The 16988-nt window shown below is 72.2% G+C and carries 14 protein-coding genes; 8 read left to right on the top strand and 6 right to left on the bottom strand.

All coding sequences use genetic code 11. From position 1 onward, the window contains the following. Positions 1-3: 3 nt before the first annotated feature. Positions 4-402 carry a hypothetical protein gene (locus AH6_RS13130; protein ID WP_067479008.1) on the bottom strand — a complete coding sequence of 133 codons (399 nt, stop codon included), beginning with the start codon at positions 400-402 and terminating at the stop codon, positions 4-6. A 172-nt stretch (positions 403-574) separates the two neighbouring features. Here AH6_RS13130 and AH6_RS13135 point away from each other — a divergent pair, with 172 nt between their 5' ends. Further along, the gene (locus AH6_RS13135) at positions 575-2053 is read left to right on the top strand and encodes an MFS transporter (protein WP_067479010.1); all 1479 of its coding nucleotides are present in this window, start codon (positions 575-577) and stop codon (positions 2051-2053) included. An 18-nt stretch (positions 2054-2071) separates the two neighbouring features. On the opposite strand, the gene AH6_RS13140 is transcribed toward AH6_RS13135, so the two are convergent. Next, positions 2072-3268, bottom strand: a complete 1197-nt coding sequence (locus AH6_RS13140) for an ROK family transcriptional regulator (RefSeq protein ID WP_245679296.1) — start codon at positions 3266-3268, stop codon at positions 2072-2074. A 160-nt stretch (positions 3269-3428) separates the two neighbouring features. Between AH6_RS13140 and AH6_RS13145 the strand changes: the two genes are divergently transcribed. Genes AH6_RS13145 through AH6_RS13175 form a run of 7 tightly spaced genes read left to right on the top strand, consistent with a single transcriptional unit; the run spans position 3429 to position 13159 of the window. Then, positions 3429-4742, top strand: a complete 1314-nt coding sequence (locus AH6_RS13145) for a glycoside hydrolase family 36 protein (RefSeq protein ID WP_067479012.1) — start codon at positions 3429-3431, stop codon at positions 4740-4742. Then, a complete protein-coding gene (locus AH6_RS13150; RefSeq protein ID WP_218005798.1) occupies positions 4739-5836 on the top strand; it encodes a carbohydrate ABC transporter permease in 1098 nt (365 codons plus the stop codon). Before AH6_RS13145 ends, AH6_RS13150 begins: the two co-directional genes overlap by 4 nt. A gap of 9 nt (positions 5837-5845) precedes the next feature. After that, positions 5846-6655 carry a carbohydrate ABC transporter permease gene (locus AH6_RS13155; RefSeq protein ID WP_067479014.1) on the top strand — a complete coding sequence of 270 codons (810 nt, stop codon included), beginning with the start codon at positions 5846-5848 and terminating at the stop codon, positions 6653-6655. A 15-nt stretch (positions 6656-6670) separates the two neighbouring features. Then, a complete protein-coding gene (locus AH6_RS13160; protein WP_067479016.1) occupies positions 6671-7978 on the top strand; it encodes an ABC transporter substrate-binding protein in 1308 nt (435 codons plus the stop codon). A 10-nt stretch (positions 7979-7988) separates the two neighbouring features. Next, the gene (locus tag AH6_RS13165) at positions 7989-9536 is read left to right on the top strand and encodes an alkaline phosphatase D family protein (RefSeq protein ID WP_067479018.1); all 1548 of its coding nucleotides are present in this window, start codon (positions 7989-7991) and stop codon (positions 9534-9536) included. Between the two features lie 10 nt (positions 9537-9546). After that, positions 9547-11544: an NPCBM/NEW2 domain-containing protein gene (locus AH6_RS13170; protein WP_067479020.1), complete on the top strand. Its 1998-nt coding sequence runs from the start codon at positions 9547-9549 to the stop codon at positions 11542-11544. A gap of 10 nt (positions 11545-11554) precedes the next feature. Continuing rightward, on the top strand, positions 11555-13159 hold the full coding sequence (locus AH6_RS13175; protein WP_067479022.1) for a beta-N-acetylhexosaminidase: 1605 nt from the start codon (positions 11555-11557) through the stop codon (positions 13157-13159). Between the two features lie 96 nt (positions 13160-13255). Here the strand turns inward: AH6_RS13175 and AH6_RS13180 are convergent, their stop codons facing one another. The 4 genes from AH6_RS13180 to sigJ form a co-directional block, all read right to left on the bottom strand. Beyond that, the gene (locus tag AH6_RS13180; protein WP_245679297.1) at positions 13256-13783 is read right to left on the bottom strand and encodes a respiratory nitrate reductase subunit gamma; all 528 of its coding nucleotides are present in this window, start codon (positions 13781-13783) and stop codon (positions 13256-13258) included. A 161-nt stretch (positions 13784-13944) separates the two neighbouring features. Next, complete coding sequence (locus tag AH6_RS13185; protein ID WP_067479024.1) at positions 13945-15198, bottom strand: SGNH/GDSL hydrolase family protein; 1254 nt, start codon at positions 15196-15198, stop codon at positions 13945-13947. A 145-nt stretch (positions 15199-15343) separates the two neighbouring features. Beyond that, entirely contained in the window at positions 15344-15838 is a 495-nt protein-coding gene (locus AH6_RS13190) for a carboxymuconolactone decarboxylase family protein (protein ID WP_067479026.1), read from the bottom strand. Between the two features lie 168 nt (positions 15839-16006). After that, positions 16007-16894 (bottom strand): RNA polymerase sigma factor SigJ, encoded by an 888-nt coding sequence (gene sigJ, locus AH6_RS13195; RefSeq protein ID WP_067479028.1) that lies wholly within the window; start codon positions 16892-16894, stop codon positions 16007-16009. Between the last annotated feature and the right edge of the window lie 94 nt (positions 16895-16988).

Raw genomic sequence — 16988 nt, forward strand, 5'->3', positions numbered from 1 at the left:
GCGTCACCGTGCCCGGCGGGTCTGGTAGGCCAGGGCCGCGACCGGGATGCTGACGATCAGGGTGCCGACGCACACCAGCGCCGCGCCGATCGGCCACAGGCCCGAGTCGTCCGAGGTGGCGGCGCTGATCGACCAGGACACCGTCAGCGCCGCCGTCGTGGCGACCACCGCCGCCACCGGCGCGCCGAGCCGGGCCACGATCACCCCGCACACCAGCAGCGTCACCACCAGGCCCGCGACCTGCCAGGTCTCGTAGGGCCCGGTCTCGTGGCCGTCGGGCTGGACGACGCGCTCGCGGTCCCAGCCCAGCCACGCCCAGTAGGCCACGGTCGTGACCAGCGCGGCCACCGCGCCGCCCTTCACCTCTCGCCCGGTCCGTCGCTCCGACACCGTCTGCGCCATCAGGCACCACCTCCACCACCCATCTTCACTGTCAGCGCGCCGGGAAACATGAGTAGCCCTACTCACCGGCCCCGCCCCGGGTACTCATCCGCCGGACCGCGCCGACCCCGTCCGGCGGCTCCCGTGAAGCGATCACTACGATGGGTGAGCAGTCGAGGGGCGGGGGACCTGGGTGAGACGCTGGGGCGTCCTGGCGGTGCTGGCCGCCAGCCTGCTGATCGTGGCCATGGACGCCACGATCCTCAACGTGGCGCTGCCGTCGCTGATCGACGACATGCGGCCCGGCGCGCTCGCCCAGCTGTGGATCATCGACGTGTACGGCCTGGTGCTGGGCGGCCTGCTGGTCACCGCCGGTGCCGTCGGCGACCGCTGGGGCCGCCGCCGGCTGTTCCTCACCGGTCTCGCCGTCTTCGGCGCGGCCTCGATCGCCGCGGCCCTGTCGGCGCAGCCGTGGCAGCTCATCGCTGCCCGCGTGCTGCTGGGCTGCGGCGGCGCGATGATCATGCCGTCCACGTTGTCGCTGATCCGGCACGTGTTCGCCGACGCCCGGGAGCGCGCCACCGCGATCGCCGTCTGGGCCGCCGCCGCGGGTGTCGGCGTCGCCGTCGGGCCGGTGCTCGGCGGCACGCTGGTGGAGGCGTTCGGCTGGTCGGCGGCCTTCTGGGTGAACGTGCCGGTCATCCTGGTCACCTTCACCATGGGCGCCTGCTTGCTGCCGGAGTCGCGCACGCCGAGTTCCGTCCCGCTCAACCTGTTCGACGTGCCGCTGTCGATCGCCGGGATGGTCGCGCTGGTCGGCGGCGTCAAGCAGCTCACCAAGTCCGGCCTGTGGTCCACCGCGCCGCTGCTGCTGCTCGCCGGGATCGCCCTGCTCGTCTGGTTCGTGCGCCGCCAGCTCCGCTCCGCCGACCCGCTTCTGGACGTGCGGCTGTTCGCGGGCCGTCCCTTCACCGCCGCCGCGCTGGTCACCTTCGTCGGGATGATGGGCATCGGCGCGGCCCTCTACCTGCTGTCGTTGTGGATGCAGTACGTGGAGGGCTACAGCCCCCTGCGGGCCGGGCTGCACATGAGCCCGCTGGCCGTCGCGCTCCTGGTCTCCTCCCTCGCCACGCCGAGGCTGACCGCGAAGTTCGGCGTCCGCACCGTCCTGGCGGCGGGCCTGGTCGCGCTGGTCCTCGGCTTCGCCGCCATCGCCCTCGCGCAGGGCGGCCTCAGCTATCCGGTCGTCGCGTTCGCCCTGGTCACCTTCGGTATCGGTGACGGCATGGGCATCACCGCCTCCGCCTCGGTGATGCTGGCCGCCGCCCCGCCCGAACGCTCCGGCGGGGCCGCCGCCGTCTCCGAGACCGCCTACGAACTGGGCGTGGCGTTCGGCGTCGCGCTCCTCGGCAGCGTCACCGCCGTCGCCTACCGCCACTTCCTGGACAGCGTCCCCACGCCGCTGATCAAGGACTCGATCGGCAGCGCCATCGACCACGCCGCCGACGTCGGCGGCCCGGCGGGCGAGCACATCGCCCGGGTCGCCCGCGAGGCCTACGTGGACGCGCTGCACCTGACGGCGGGCGTCTCGGCCGTCCTGATCGCCATCACGCTCGGCCTCGTCCTCGCTCTGGTCCCGCGCACCTTCCAGGCCAGCGGCTCCGGCCACTGACCCCCGCCGCCGGGCCCGTCACGCCGGGTCGGGCACCGCCGTCGAGACGGCCGGGCGCACCGGCGGTCGCAGGACGGGCGCGTCGGGCGCGAAGAAGAGCCGGTCGAGGTGCTCGATGGCGTAGTCGATGGCGCCGAGCACGACGCACTCGTCACCGAGCGTGGACGCGCGCAGCTCCGGCATGCGCAGGCAGACCCGTTCGAGCCGGGACCGCAGCAGCGGCAGCAGCACGTCGGCGGAGCGGGAGAAGCCGCCGCCGAGCACCACGATCTCCGGATCGAGCAGCAGGATCGCGGCGGCGGTGCCGATTGAGAGCTTGTCGGCGAAGCGCCCCACCGCTTCCAAGGCCGCCGGATCGTTGTTGCGCGCGGCGGCCAGGGTGAAACCGGCGGCGTCCTCCGGCGGCACACCGGTGGGCACGACCGCAGGGTCGGCGAGGTCGTCCGGCGCGGTCACCCAGTGCGCCTCCGGCAGCATGACGATCTCGCCCGCGGCGGCCCCGAACCCCCGGTGCAGCCTGCCGTCGATGATCAGTCCGGTGCCCATGCGGCGCCCGATGTGCAGGAAGACCACGTCCCGGGCGTTGCGGGCCACGCCGCGCCTGGTCTCGGCCAGGGCGGCGAGGCGGCTGTCGTTCTCGACCAGCACCCGGCAGGGGAACATGCCGCCCAGCAGGCCCGCGAGGTCGAGGTCCCGCCACGCCGGGACCGACGCCGACATGATGACGCGCCCCTCGGGCGTGACCAGCCCGGTGGTGCCGACCGCGACCGTCCACAGGTCGGCCATCGTCAGCCCGCCCAGGTCCAGGCAGGCCGCGGCGGCCTGCTCGATGGCCGCCAGCCGGTCCGCCACCGGCGCGTCGGGGCGGGTGCGGCGGCGCGTCTCGGCGACGACGTTGCCGTCCAGGTCGGCGAGGGCGGCGCGGACGTTGTGCGCGCCGACGTCCACGCCCATCAGGTGGCCGCCGTCCGCGCGGAACCGGTAGCGCCGCGCGGGCCGCCCCATCGTGCCGGGCGCCGGGGGCACCTCCTCCACCCAGCCCAGGCCGGTCAGCTCGTCGATGACCTCCTTGGTGGACGGCCGCGACAGGCCGGTGCGCCCGGCGAGCGCGGACAACGTCGCCGCCTCCGCCCCGCGCAGCACCTTGATCAGGGACAGCGCGTTGAGCTGCCGCAACCGGGACAGATCGCCGCCCTGCGGCGGCATGCGCGACATCAGAAGGTGCCCTTCCAAAGTTCGAGGAACTTGACAGCGGGTCAGGGTCTCCAGCGTAGAGCCCGCAGGAATCCGGCGGCAAGCGGGCATTGCCGGACCGATCTTCCGAATGCTACTAATGATGGACTCCTTAATAACTCTCCTGGAAGTGAGAGAGCCGATGTCGTTCACCGTGATCGGAGAGATCACCCGCCTCGCGCACCGAACGCGGGTCTTCGAGTTCGGCTGGCAGTCGTGGAGCCCGACCGGCGCCTACCGGCTGGGCGAGACGCCCCCGCGTCCCGCCGACGCCAACGTGCAGACCATCTGCTACCGCCCAGAGACGCCCGTCCCGGCCGGGACGTTCCAGGGTGAGGGCCTGTTGGCGGTCGACCCCGGCGACGGCGGCCCGATCTCGCTCTTCTCCGGCCCCGGCCCGGAGCAGGTGCCCTCCATCCGGGCCCGCGAGCAGGGCGGCCGCCTGATCGTCTCCGCCGACGGGCCCGTCACGCGCCACGAGTTCGACGGCGACCTCGACGGCGCGCTGCGCTGGTGGGCGCAGCGGATCGCGGAGGGCCACGCCCCGGCCGACTTCCCCGCCGTGCCGCCCATGTGGTGCTCCTGGTACGGCTACTGGGACAAGGTCACCGACACCGACGTCCTCGACAACCTCGCCCTCGCCGAGCGGCACGGCATCGACGCCGACATGTTCCTCATCGACGACGGCTACGAGGCCGGGATCGGCGACTGGCTGGAACTGCGCCCCGAATTCGGCTCGCTGGAGCGGTCCCTCGGCGCGATCCTGGAGACGGGCAGGCGCGCGGGCCTCTGGCTGGCGCCGTTCCTCGTCGGCCGGCGCAGCCGCACCTTCCGCGACCACCCCGGCTGGCTCGTCGGCGGCGCGCACGCGGGGACGATGTGGGACCAGGACCTCGCGGTGCTCGACGTCACCCACCCCGACGCCGCCGCCCACCTGACCGAGGTCTTCCAGAAGCTCGCCGCCCTCGGCGTGAGCCACTTCAAGCTCGACTACCTCTACGCGGGCGCGCTCGCCGGACGGCGGCACGAGGACCTCGACCCGATCGCCGCCTACCGGCGCGGGCTGGAGATCATCCGCCAGGCCGTCGGCCCGGACGCCACGCTGCACGCCTGCGGCGCGCCCCTGCTCCCGAGCATCGGCCTCGCCGACATCATGCGCGTCAGCCCCGACACCGCGCCCCGGGTGCTGCCGAGGGCGGGCGACCTGAGCCAGCCGTCACAGCTCGGCGCGCGGCTCACCGGAGCCGCGCGGGAGTTCCTGCACGCGCGCTGGTGGGTCAACGACCCCGACTGCATCATGGCCCGGCCGGAGGTCGAGGAGCGGGCGGAGTGGGCCGCGCACATCGCGGCGGGCGGCGGGCTGCGCGGCTCCGGCGACCCGATCGCGGCGCTGGACGCGTGGGGCCTGGAGACGACGCGACGGCTCATGGTCCCGACCCGGACGGACCCGTCATGACGAGTGACGCCGGCCACCTGACGGGACGGACGGCCGACACTTCGCCTGGCCCGCAGCCTGATTCCTCGTCCGACTTGCGGCCCGACGCCCCACCCGGCTCGCGGTCCGACGCACCGCCGGGCCCCAAGCCCGAGCCGACGCCCGGACCAGCACCGGAACCGGCCCCCGAGCCCCCATCCGGCACCGGAAGCCGCACCACGAAGGCCACCCGGAAGCGCCACCGCCCCACGCGGCACTGGTACGCCTACCTGTTCATCGCCCCGAGCCTGTTCGGCGTCTTCGCCTTCCTCCTGCTCCCCCTCCTGATCGTGTTCGTCCTCAGCCTGTTCCACTGGGAGCTGCTCTCCACCCCCACCTTCGCCGGGCTCGCCAACTACCGGCGGCTCGCGGGCGACGGCGGCACCTGGCACTCGGTGTGGGTGACCGTCCTGTTCGTCCTGCTGAGCGTCCCGCTCCAGACCGTCCTCGGCCTGCTGCTGGCCCTGCTGCTCAACCAGCGGGTCAAGGGCGTGGCGTTCTACCGCGCGCTGTTCGTCGTGCCGTGGATGGCCACGCCGATCGTGATGGGCGTCGTCTGGACGTGGATCTTCGACCCGCGGGACGGGGCGCTGAACCGGGTGCTCGACGTCGTCGGCGTCGCCGGGCCGAACTGGCTGACCGACCCCGCGTGGGCGCTGCCGTCGGTCGCGCTGGTCAACGTCTGGCAGTTCAGCGGCTACACCATGCTGTTCTTCCTGGCCGGGCTCCAGGGCGTCCCGCAGGAGTTGTACGACGCGGCGGCCACCGACGGCGCGAGCCCGGTCCAGCGCTTCTTCCAGATCACCCTGCCGCTGCTGAACCCCACGACGTTCTTCGTCACGGTGACGAACCTGGTCGGCGCGTTCCAGATCTTCGACACCGTCTACGCGATGACCGACGGCGGGCCCGGCAACGGCACCGAGGTCCTCAACTTCCGGATCTACGAGACGGCCTTCCGGCAGTTCGACTTCGGCTACGCCGCCACGCTCGCCGCGCTGCTGTTCCTGCTCATCCTCGCGGTGACGCTGGCGCAGGTCCGGTTCTTCAGCAAGCGCACCACCTACGACCTGAGCTGAGGAGGGGCCATGGCCAAGCGCACCGCGCTCTATCTCACGCTGATCATCGGGGCCTTCGTCTCCGTCTTCCCCTACCTCCTGGTCGCGCTGACCGCGCTGAAGACGCCGCGGCAGCTCAACTCCACCCAGCCCTGGGAGCCGGGCCTGCCGCCCACCCTCGGCAACCTCGGCAAGGTGCTGGACTCGGGCTTCACCGGCTACCTCGGCAACTCGCTGCTGATGACCGCCGCGCTGACGGCCGGGCAGCTCGTGTTCACCACGTTCGCCGCCTACGCGTTCGCCCGGCTCCGCTTCCGCGGCCGCGACGTGCTGTTCTGGCTGTACGTCGCCACGATGATGGTGCCCAGCGCCGTCACCATGATCCCGCTGTTCCTCATCATGCGCGAGCTGCACCTGGTCAACACCTGGTGGGGGCTGCTCGCGCCGTACCTGCTCGGCACGCCGTACGGGATCTTCCTGATGCGGCAGTTCTTCCGCGCCCTGCCCGCCGGGCTGGAGGACGCGGCGCGCATCGACGGCGCCGGGCCGCTCACGATCCTGCTGCGCATCGTCCTGCCGCTGTCGCGCCCCGCCCTGGGCACCCTCGCGATCATCACCGTCATCGCGTCCTGGAACAACTTCATGTGGCCCCTGATCATCACCAGCGGCGACGACACCAAGGTCGTCACGGTGGGGATCGCCGGGCTGAAGGGCGCCATCGGCGTCGACCCGAACCAGATGACCGCCGCCGCCCTGATCGCGCTGGTGCCGATGGTCGCGGTCTTCGTCGCCTTCCAGAGATACATCGTCCGCTCGGTGGTCCTCACCGGCCTCAAATAGAAGAGGTCAACCGTCATGACATCCCCCCGAAACCGCTCGTTCGCGGCCCTGCTCGGCGCCGCCCTCCTGCTCCCCCTCACCGCCTGCGGCTCCGGCGACTCCGGCGGCGACGGCACCCTCACCTACCGGCTCTGGGACGACCAGCAGAAGGCGGGCTACCAGAAGGTGATGGCGGCCTTCGAGAAGGCCAACCCCGGCGTCCGCGTCAAGATCGAGCTGCTGCCGTACGACCAGTACTGGACCAAGATGACCGCCGACGCCGTCGCGGGCACCGCGCCGGACGTCTTCTGGATGCAGACCACCCAGTTCCCCGAGTTCGTCACCAAGGGCGTGCTGGCCGACCTCAGCCCCCTCGGCCTCGACGCCGCCAAGTACCACCCGAACGTCGTGCAGTCCTACACCTACAAGGGGAAGCTGTACGGCGTCCCGAAGGACTTCGGCATCGTCGGACTCCTCTACAACAAGGACCTGTTCAAGAAGGCGGGCGTCCCCGACCCGGACAAGCTCACCTGGACGCCCGACGGCTCCGGCAGCCTGCTGGAGACCGCGCGCAAGCTGACCGTCGACGACAAGGGCAAGCACCCCGACGAGCCGGGATTCGACCCGGCCAAGGTGAAGCAGTACGGCTTCGCGTCCTGGAACCACTACCAGACGCAGTGGATGAACTGGGTGAACTCCAACGGCGGCAAGCTGGTGGACCAGCCGTTCGGCAAGTACGCCTTCAACGACGACGCCTCGGTGCAGGCGCTCCAGTTCGGCGTCGACCTGGTGAACAAGCACCACGTCGCGCCACCCGCCGCGCAGACGAACCCGCCCAGCGACAAGATCAACGAGATGTTCAAGCGCGGTCAGGTGGCGATGTTCCCCGCCAACAACGCGCTGCTGCCGTTCGTCACGCCCGGCGCCAGCTTTAAGATCGGCATCGCGCCGATGCCCACGGGCCCCGCCGGGCGGTCGGTGAACATCAACGGCCTGTCGGAGGCCGTCTACGCCAAGAGCCCGCGCAAGGAGGCGGCGCTGAAGCTGGCCCGCTACCTGTCCGGCCCCGAGGCGCAGAAGATCATGGCCGACGACGGGCACGTCTTCCCCGCGCTGAACGGCCTCTCCCAGGGCTACGTCGACTTCTGGAAGCGCAAGGGCCTGGACGTCTCGCCCTTCCTGGAGGAGTCGCGCGGCACCACGTTCAACCTGCCGGTCACGACCGGCTTCACCGCGTTCGAGAACAAGCTCAACCAGACCTTCAACGACATGTACCTCGGCAAGCTGACGCCCAAGCAGGCCGCCGACCGCGCCGTCGCCGACGGCAACGCCCTGGCGAAGTAGGGGGAGCACGATGATCACCCGGCGTTCCGTGCTCGCCGGGGGAGCGGGCCTGGGCCTGACCGCCGCACTGGGTGCCCCACCCGTGCGCGCGGCGGCCCGCCGCGCCCCCTTGGGCGAGGTGTTCCAGCTCGGTGTCGCCTCCGGCGAGCCGACCCCCGACGGCGTCGTCCTGTGGACCCGCCTCGCCACCGACCCGCTCGCCCCCGACGGGCTCGGCGGCATGCCGCGCCGACCCGTCCCCGTGGAATGGCAGGTCGCCAAGGACGAGGGGTTCCGCCAGATCGTGCGGCGGGGCGGCCAGATCGCGCGCCCCGAGTCCGCGCACAGCGTGCACGTCGAACTCGACGGGCTGCGGCCCGGCGCGGAGTACTTCTACCGGTTCAAGGCCGCAGGCCAGCTTTCGCCGGTCGGACGGACCCTCACCGCGCCCGCCCCGGGCACAACGGGCCGCGCACTCAACCTGGCCTTCACCTCGTGCGCGGACTACCAGGTCGGCTGGTTCACCGCCTACCGGCGGATGGCCGAGGACCACCCCGACCTGATCGCCTTCCTGGGCGACTACATCTACGAGTACGGCGACTACAAGTACCCGGTGCGCGACCAGGCCGGCGGCGAATGCCTCGACCTGGCCGGATACCGGCTGCGCCACGCCCAGCACAAAGCCGACCCCGAACTGCAACTGGCGCACGCCGTCGCGCCCTGGCTCGTCGTCTACGACGACCACGACGTGGAGAACGCCTGGGCCGGTGACGTGCCCGAACAGCCCGACCCGCCGTTCCTGCCGCGCCGCGCCGCCGCGTTCCAGGCGTTCTACGAGAACATGCCGCTGCGCCGCGCGCAGAAGCCGAACGGAGCGGCGCTGCGCCTGCACCACACGGTGCGCTGGGGCGCGGTCGCCAACCTGCACCTGCTCGACACCCGCCAGTACCGCGACCTCTACGCCTGCAACGGCGGCAAGTCGGGCACGATCGGCGCCGACTGCACCGAACGCCTCGCCCCCAACCGCACGATCCTCGGCCAGGAGCAGGAAGCGTGGCTGGAGGGCGAGCTGCGCAAGTCCCGCGCCACCTGGGACCTGCTCGTCCAGCAGGTCTTCTTCATGGAGATGGACTGGACCAACGGCGAGGCGAAGGGTTACTCCAACGACGGCTGGGACGGCTACACGGCCAGCCGCAACCGCGTCACCGCCGCCATCGGCGACAACAAGCGCAACGGCGTCGTGCTCACCGGGGACGTGCACTCGCACTGGGCCGGCGAGATCAAGCGCGACCACCAGGACCCCGAGTCGAAGTCCGTGGCCGTCGAGCTGGTCAGCACCTCGGTCACCTCCGCTGGCAACGGCCTGGACGAGTACCCCGACACCGCGCGGCTGCTGGCCGAGAACCCGCACGTCAAGTTCTTCAACGGCCGCCGGGGCTACGTCCGCAGCAGGATCTCCGAACAGGACATGAAGGTCGACTTCCGCTCGCTCTCCGTCGTGACGCAGCCGTACGCGCCCGCCTACACCTCCGGCTCGTTCGCGATCGAGCCCGGCGACCCCAGCCTCCACCCCGCCTGACAGGACACCCATGCGCAGACGCATGACCGCCGCCCTGCCGGTGGTCCTCCTCGCCATGCTCATCGTGCCGCCATCGCACGCGGCGGCACCGCCCACCATCGACGGCCCGCCGATGGGCTGGAACAGCCGCGCCCTCGGCTGCACCGTCAACGACGCCGCGATCCGCAAGGCCGCCGACGACCTGACGACGCTCAAGGACACCGGCTACCGCTACGTGATCATCGACGGCTGCTGGACGGCCGCGCGGCGCGACGCGTCCGGACGCCTGACCGCCGACCCCGCCCGCTTCCCCGACGGCATCAAAGCGTTGGCCGACACCCTCCACGGCAAGGGACTGAAGCTCGGTCTCAGCCTGTCCGCCGGAACCGCCGCCTGCACGGGCGGCGGCACCGGCTCCTACGGTCACGAGGCCGACGACGGCGCGCTCGTCCGGGACTGGGGCGTCGACTACGTCAAGTACGACCACTGCTCGATCCCCACCGCCGACTTCCCCGGCCAGAACTCCCAGACCATCGCCCAGACGCTCGCCACCCGCATGCGCCAGGCGATCGGCGACGGGATCGTGTTCGCCCTGAACAACGAGGACGGCAACAGCGTCCCCTGGCTCTGGGCCGGGCAACTGGCCACCACCTGGCGCACCAACCTCGTCACCCGCCCGATCCCCGACACCTACGCGGGCATGCTCGGCATCTGGGAGACCGCCATGTTGCGCCTCCAGTACGCGGGCCCGCGCAGCCACGCCGACCCCGATCTCCTCCAAGCGGGGCTCGGCGGCATGACCGAGACCGAGTACCGCACCCAGGTCGGCCTGTGGGCGATGGCCGCCGCCCCGCTGATCCTCCAGGCGGCCCCGACCAAGGCGCCCACCGAGATCGTCGCCAACCCCCGGGTGATCGCGGTGGACCAGGACCCGCTAGGGAAACCCGCCGCGTTCGTCCGCACCGACGGCTGGCACCACGTCCTGTCCCGCCCGCTGGCAGGCGGAGACGTGGCCGTCGCCCTCTACAACGAGAGCGACCGGGACAAGACGATCTCCACCACCACGACCGCGCTGAAACTGGGCTCCGCCTCCCGGTACCGCGTGGAGGACCTGTGGACCGGAGCCGTCTGGAGCACCACCGGAGCCATCTCCGCAGCGGTGCCCGCGCACGGCACCGTCATGTACCGCGTGGCCGCCCGCAACGAACCGTCCGCCGCGCCCATGCCGACCTTCGAGATCGACCCCGCCACCGACCCCGGCGACAACCGCCCCAGCACCGTCGAACCCGGCAAGGACAACGAACTCCTGACGCGCGTGACCAACACCGGCGGCACCGCGACGGCCCAGAACATCACGGCGTCGCTGACCGTGCCCGATGGCTGGACGGCGAAGCCGCTCACCCCGGCCACAACCAGACGACTGGCCCCCAGCGCAACGCTCACAACCCGATGGTCGATCACCCCACCCGCCGGAACCCCTCAAAAGACGTACCCCCTCAACGGCAAGGTGGTCTCCGACCGCTGGAAGGCCGGGTTCGGCGGCACCGCCGTCGTCCGCGTCGCGACCGCCCCCGACTCCGGCACGACCTTCCTCAGCGATCTCCCATGGACCAGCGCGGTGAACCACCTCGGCCCGGTCGAGAAGGACACGAGCAACGGCGACGGCGGCGCGGGCGACGGGCGTCCCCTCACCATCGGCGGAACCCGCTATGCCAAGGGCCTGGGCGCGCACGCCGTCGCCGAGATCACCTACTACACGGCCGGGCGCTGCACGACCGTCGAGTTCCACGCCGGGATCGACGACGAGGTGGACGCGCCCGGAGCCGTCCGCGGCTCGGCGGACTTCCAGGTCTGGGCCGACGGGGAACTCGCCGCCCGCACGGGAATCCTCACCGGCGACCGGCCACCGGCGAAGGTCACCGCCTCGGTGAAGGGCGCCGAGTACGTCCGCCTGGTCGCCACCAACGGCGGCGACAACGCCTACCACGACCACACCGACTTCGCCGACGCGAAGATCACCTGCGACTGACGGGGCCAGCATGCTCATCCCTCGACCGGTGCGTTCCGCCACCCGACCGGGCCGGTTCGTCCTCGACCGGCACACCACCCTCACCTCCGATCCCCCGTTCGCCGAGGTCGCGGCCTGGCTGCGCGCCGAACTGAGCCCGATCACCGGCGGCGAGCTGCCGCCGGGACCAGGCGGGATCACGCTCACCACCGCCGAACTGCCGCCGGAGGCGTACCGGCTCCGCGTCACCTTCGACGGCGTGCTCGTCGAGGCCGCCGACCCGGCGGGCGCGTTCTACGGCGTGCAGACCCTGCGCCAACTCCTGCCCGCCCAGGCGTACCGGAAGGCGGCGACCGGCGAGAGCCTCGCGCTGCCCTGCGCGGAGATCGAAGACGAGCCGCGCTTCGCCTGGCGCGGCTGCCTGCTCGACGTGGCCCGGCACTTCCTCCCCAAGGCTGACCTGCTGCGGTTCATCGACCTGATGGCGGCGCACAAGCTGAACGTCCTGCACCTGCACCTCACCGACGACCAGGGGTGGCGGCTGGAGATCAGGCGCTACCCGCGGCTCACCGAGGTGGGCGCGTGGCGGCGGGAGAGCCAGACCGGGTGGGACGGCCCCATGGACGGCGTCCCGCACGGCGGCTACTACACCCAGGACGACGTCCGCGAGATCGTCGCCTACGCCGCCCGTCGGCACATCACCGTCGTCCCGGAGATCGACCTGCCGGGCCACACCCAGGCGGCGATCGCCGCCCACCCCGAGCTGGGCAACCTCGACACGCCCCTGGAGGTCGGCACGACCTGGGGCGTCGGCCCGAACGTGCTGAACGCCGAGGAGCACACGATCGAGTTCTTCCAGAACGTCCTGGACGAGGTCGTCGAGCTGTTCCCGAGCCCCCACATCAGCATCGGCGGCGACGAGTGCCGCAAGGACCAGTGGCGGGAGAGCCCGGCCGCGCAACGCCGGATCGCCGAACTCGGCCTGCGCGACGAGGCGGAACTCCAGAGCTGGATCATCGGGAGGTTCGCCGACCACCTCGCCGCGCACGGCCGCCGCCCCGTCGGCTGGGACGAGATCCTGGAGGGCCGGGGCGCGCCCGGGAACGCCGTCATCACCTCCTGGCGCGACGACATCGGCACCGTCATCGCCGCCAGGAGCGGCCACGACGTCGTTCCCTGCCCCAACACCTCCGTCTACCTGGACTACCGCCAGGCACCGGGCGACCAGGAACCGGCACCCTTCGGCACCGTGCTGACCCTCGACGACGTCCACGCCTTCGAACCGATCCCGCCCGAGCTCGCAGGCGACGAGGCCGCCCGACACGTCCTCGGCGCCCAGTGCTGCCTGTGGACCGAACTGATCGACTCACCCCGACGGCTGGACTACATGGCCTTCCCGCGCCTGGCAGCCTTCGCCGAAACCGTATGGAGCCCCCAGGAGAAGGACCCGGCCGACCTCCGCCGCCGCCTCGACGTCCACCTGGAACGCCTCGCCGCATCCGGCGTGGAGTACCGCCCCGAAACCGGCCCGCGCCCGTGGCAACAACGCCCCGGCGTACCCGGCCGCCCCGAGGAGGACGGCGCCTGGCAAATCAAGATCGCCGAATGGACCCGCCCCCTCCGCGAAGCCCACTGAGGTAGACGCCGAGCGCCATGATGAGCCGAGTCGCGGCGTCCGCCCACCGGACGGACGCCGCGACCAGCGGCACAGCGCGGTGGACGCGCCGCGTCGTTACGACATGTGCTCCCAGCCTCGGCGCGGTGAGCGGCTGCCCGCGTGCGCGTCTCGGCTGCGGTAGACGATGTAGGGGCGGGTCAGGTAGCCCACCGGCGCGGTCAGCATGTGCACCAGCCGCGTGAACGGCCACACGCAGAACAGCAGCATGGCGCTCAGCGCGTGCAACTGGAACAGGATCGGCACGCCCACCATCAGGTCCGGGTCGGGGCGCAGGTAGAACACCGACCGGAACCAGGGCGACACCGTCGAGCGGTAGTCGTAGCCGCCGCCCGCGATGTTGGCGGCCACGGTCGCCGCCAGCCCCAGGACGATCACCAGGGTCAGCACCGCGTACATCAGCTTGTCGTTGCGGGTCGTGGCTGAGAACACCGGGCCGACCGTGCGCCGCCGGTAGATCAGGATCGCCAGCCCGACCAGCGTGCACGCCCCGGCGACGACGTGGTACGCGTGCTCGCTGACCCCGGCCGCCTCCGTCCAGCGGGCGGCAGCGTCGCCGCGACCGCCTCGATCAGCGGCGTCCACGGCGACCCCACCTCGGCGAGCGCGACCATGATCTGCGCCTCCGCCACCACCCTCGCGGAGGAAGATCAGCACCGGGTAGGGACCTTGGTCCCACGAAAGAGCGCCGTTGGACGCGGCGGACGCCGGACCTTCACCACCATGCCCCCGCTTGCGAGCCGCCTCTACCGGAGGGCGGACAGGTCGATCGCGTCGGCCATGGCCCGGTAACCGGCGGGGCCGGGGTGGAGATGGTCGCCCATGTGCAGGCCGTCGGGGATGCGGCCGGTCCCGGCGGGGTCGAGCGCGCGGTCGAAGTCGGCGACGGCGTCGTACTCGCCGCTGCCGCGGATCCACCGGTTGACCTGGCGGCGGATCCTCTCGCCGTCGGCGGTCCACCCGGCCGATCCCCGGTAGGGGGTGAGGGTGCCGCCGACGACCTCGACGTGGCGGGCGCGGGCGGCGCGGATCAGCTTGCGGTAACCGTCGATCAGCCGCCGCGCGGTGACCGGCGGGTCGGCGCGGTCGACGCCGCACATCCGGTCGTCGCGGAGCTGGATGTCGTTGACGCCGATCAGGACGATCACGGTGCCGGGGCGGGGCTGGTCCAGGACGTCCCGGGCGAACCGGGAGACGCCGGAGTCGCCGCCGCAGGCCGAGTCGGCCAGCAGCTTGTTGGAGCCGATCCCGGCGTTCAGCACCGGGTGGGGACGGCCGGCGGCCAGCAGGCGCCGGGCGAGCGCGTCGGGGTAGCGGTCGTCGCCGCCGATGCTCGCGCCGAACCCGTCGGTGATCGAATCACCGAAGGCGACGACGGCGCGGGGCTGCGGGCGTCCGCCGGAGGTCTCGACGCCCTCCAGGTAGTACCAGGAGCCGAAGCCGGGCTCGATCCTGTCGGTGTAGGCGGTGGCGGCCGGGTCGCGGCGGTGGTCCCCGGCGGCGCGGTAGGCGGTGGTCATCGACACCTGGTGGTAGGTGGCCGGGCCGGTGGCGTCGCGGAAGTACAGCGTGATCGTGAGCTGTTCGCGGGGTCGGGTGGGCAGGGCGACGGGGTCGCTGACGGTCCGTCCCCGCGCGGGGACGGTGGTGGACGGCGAGCCGTGGAAGCGCAGCGGGCGGATCGTGCCCGGCCGCACGGCCGCGCCGGTGGCGGTGCGGCCGACGCTGGCACCGGCGAGGCGCAGGGGCGTGGTGCCGTAGGCGTTGGACAGCCGGATCCGGAGCCGGGCACCCCCGGCGTTGACGCGGACGACCTGCCGGACCGACTGGTTCTCGAAGCCCTGTTCGGCCCAGGTGGCGAACCAGGGGGACCCGGACGGCCGCATGGCCGCCGCCGTCCACGCGCCGTGCCAGGTGGTGCGGGTGTCGGCGGTCGCGGGTGTCCCCGCTGTCAGGGACGCCGCGGTGGCGGCGGTCACGAGCACGGTCTTGGGAAGCATGGGCGAGTGTTCCTTCCTCGGTCAGGTGGCAGGGAGAAGGGCGGCCGGTTCGGATGCGAGATCGGTGCGGGCCGTCGGCGCGAAGTGGCGGGCCCCGGGACGGGGTTCGGAGACGGCACCCGTCCCGGGGCCCGGCTGGGCGGGGCTACTCGGCCGGGGCCGTACGCCACTGCTCGGCGGGCGAGACGCCCGGCAGCGGCCTGCCGATCAGCGCGAGCGGGATGAAGAAGTTGACCTGCCCGATCACCATGGCGAGCGTGGCCAGCGCCGTGGCGTCGTAGTGCTCGGCCGCCCGCGCGTACAGTCCGTCGGAGACGCCCGCCCCGTGCGAGAGCACGGCCTCCACCAGCTCCAGCGCCACCCGCTCGGCGGCGGTGAAGTAGGGGGCGTCCCGCCAGGACGCCACAGCGGTGATCTTCTCCTCCGGCACCCCGGCGCGGCGCAGGTTGCCGGTGTGCAGCACCGTCAGGTAGGTGTTCCCGACGAGCTGCCCGGCCCGCAGGTGGACCAGGCCGACCGTGCTCCGCGGCACCGCCCCGTTGCCAGCGATCTTGAACAGGGCGGCGCCGACGTCGCCGAGCTCGGGGACCAGCCGCTGGGGGTCGGAGAAGCGGGAGACGGGGGCGTCGAAGTCGTTCATGGAAAGTGTCCTTCCGGCGGTACGGGCCGCCTGTTCGGCCCGTTCACCGCACTGACGACCCGGACCGGACGAAGGTGACCGGCCGCCCCGAACTTCTTCGGAGAGCACACGTCGGCCCCCTTGCCGATGACCGGGGAGCCATCGGGAAGGGGGCCGGAAACAGGAGAATCAGCCTTCGGCGGAGCCGAGGTCGAGCCGGGCCAGGCGTTCGGGATCGGACAGGATGTCGATGGCGGCGATCCGGCCGTCGGCGACGGTGAAGCTCATGACCGAGAACAGCTCCCCGTCGATGGTGTTGACCAGCCCGGCCAGGCCGTTGACCAGCGCGGGGTGCGTCGCGGCGGCGGTGGCCATGCGCCGGAAGGTGGCGGCCTGCCCGGCCACGGCGGCGGCGCCGCGGACGACCCGCAGGCCCCCGGTGAGGACGCCGCCGTCCGCGCGCAGCACCACGTCCGGGTCGAGGAGGGCCAGCAACCCGTCGAAGTCGCCCCCGCGCGCGGCGGCCAGGAAGGCGTCCACCACCCGGCGCTGGCCGGCGCGGTCCGGGTCCGGCGGCGGGCTCGCGCCACGGACCCGCTGCCGCGCCCGGCTGGCCAGCTTCTTGGCCGTCGCGGGCGTGCGGTCGACGATCGGCGCGATCTCCTCGAACGGCAACCCGAACATGTCGTGCAGCACGAATGCCAGCCGCTCCGCCGGACCGAGCGACTCCAGCACCACCAGCAACGCCAATCCGACCGAGTCGGCCAGCAGCGCCTGCCGCTCGGGGTCCGCCTCGCCCTCCCGGCTGACCACCGGATCGGGCAGCCGCGCCTCCAGCGACTCCTCGCCCCGGCGCTTGCGCGCGCGGAGCATGTCCAGGCAGACGCGCCCGACGACGGTGGTCAGCCAGCCGCCGAGGTTGTCGATCCGCTGCTCCTCGGACCGGGCCAGCCGCAACCACGCTTCCTGGACGGCGTCGTCGGCCTCGGCCAGCGACCCGAGCATGCGGTAGGCGACCGCCTTGAGGTGCGGCCGGTGCTCCTCGAACCGGCCGGCCAGGAACTCGGATGGATCCATGGTCAAACACCCTTCGCAGACGACATCGCAACCATGACGCACCGACCTCCACGAAGGTGACCGCAGCCAAGATCGACCTACTCGCCACGATCGG

Origin of the sequence: Actinomadura hibisca NBRC 15177, from assembly GCF_001552635.1 — a bacterium.
Taxonomy (GTDB): domain Bacteria; phylum Actinomycetota; class Actinomycetes; order Streptosporangiales; family Streptosporangiaceae; genus Spirillospora; species Spirillospora hibisca.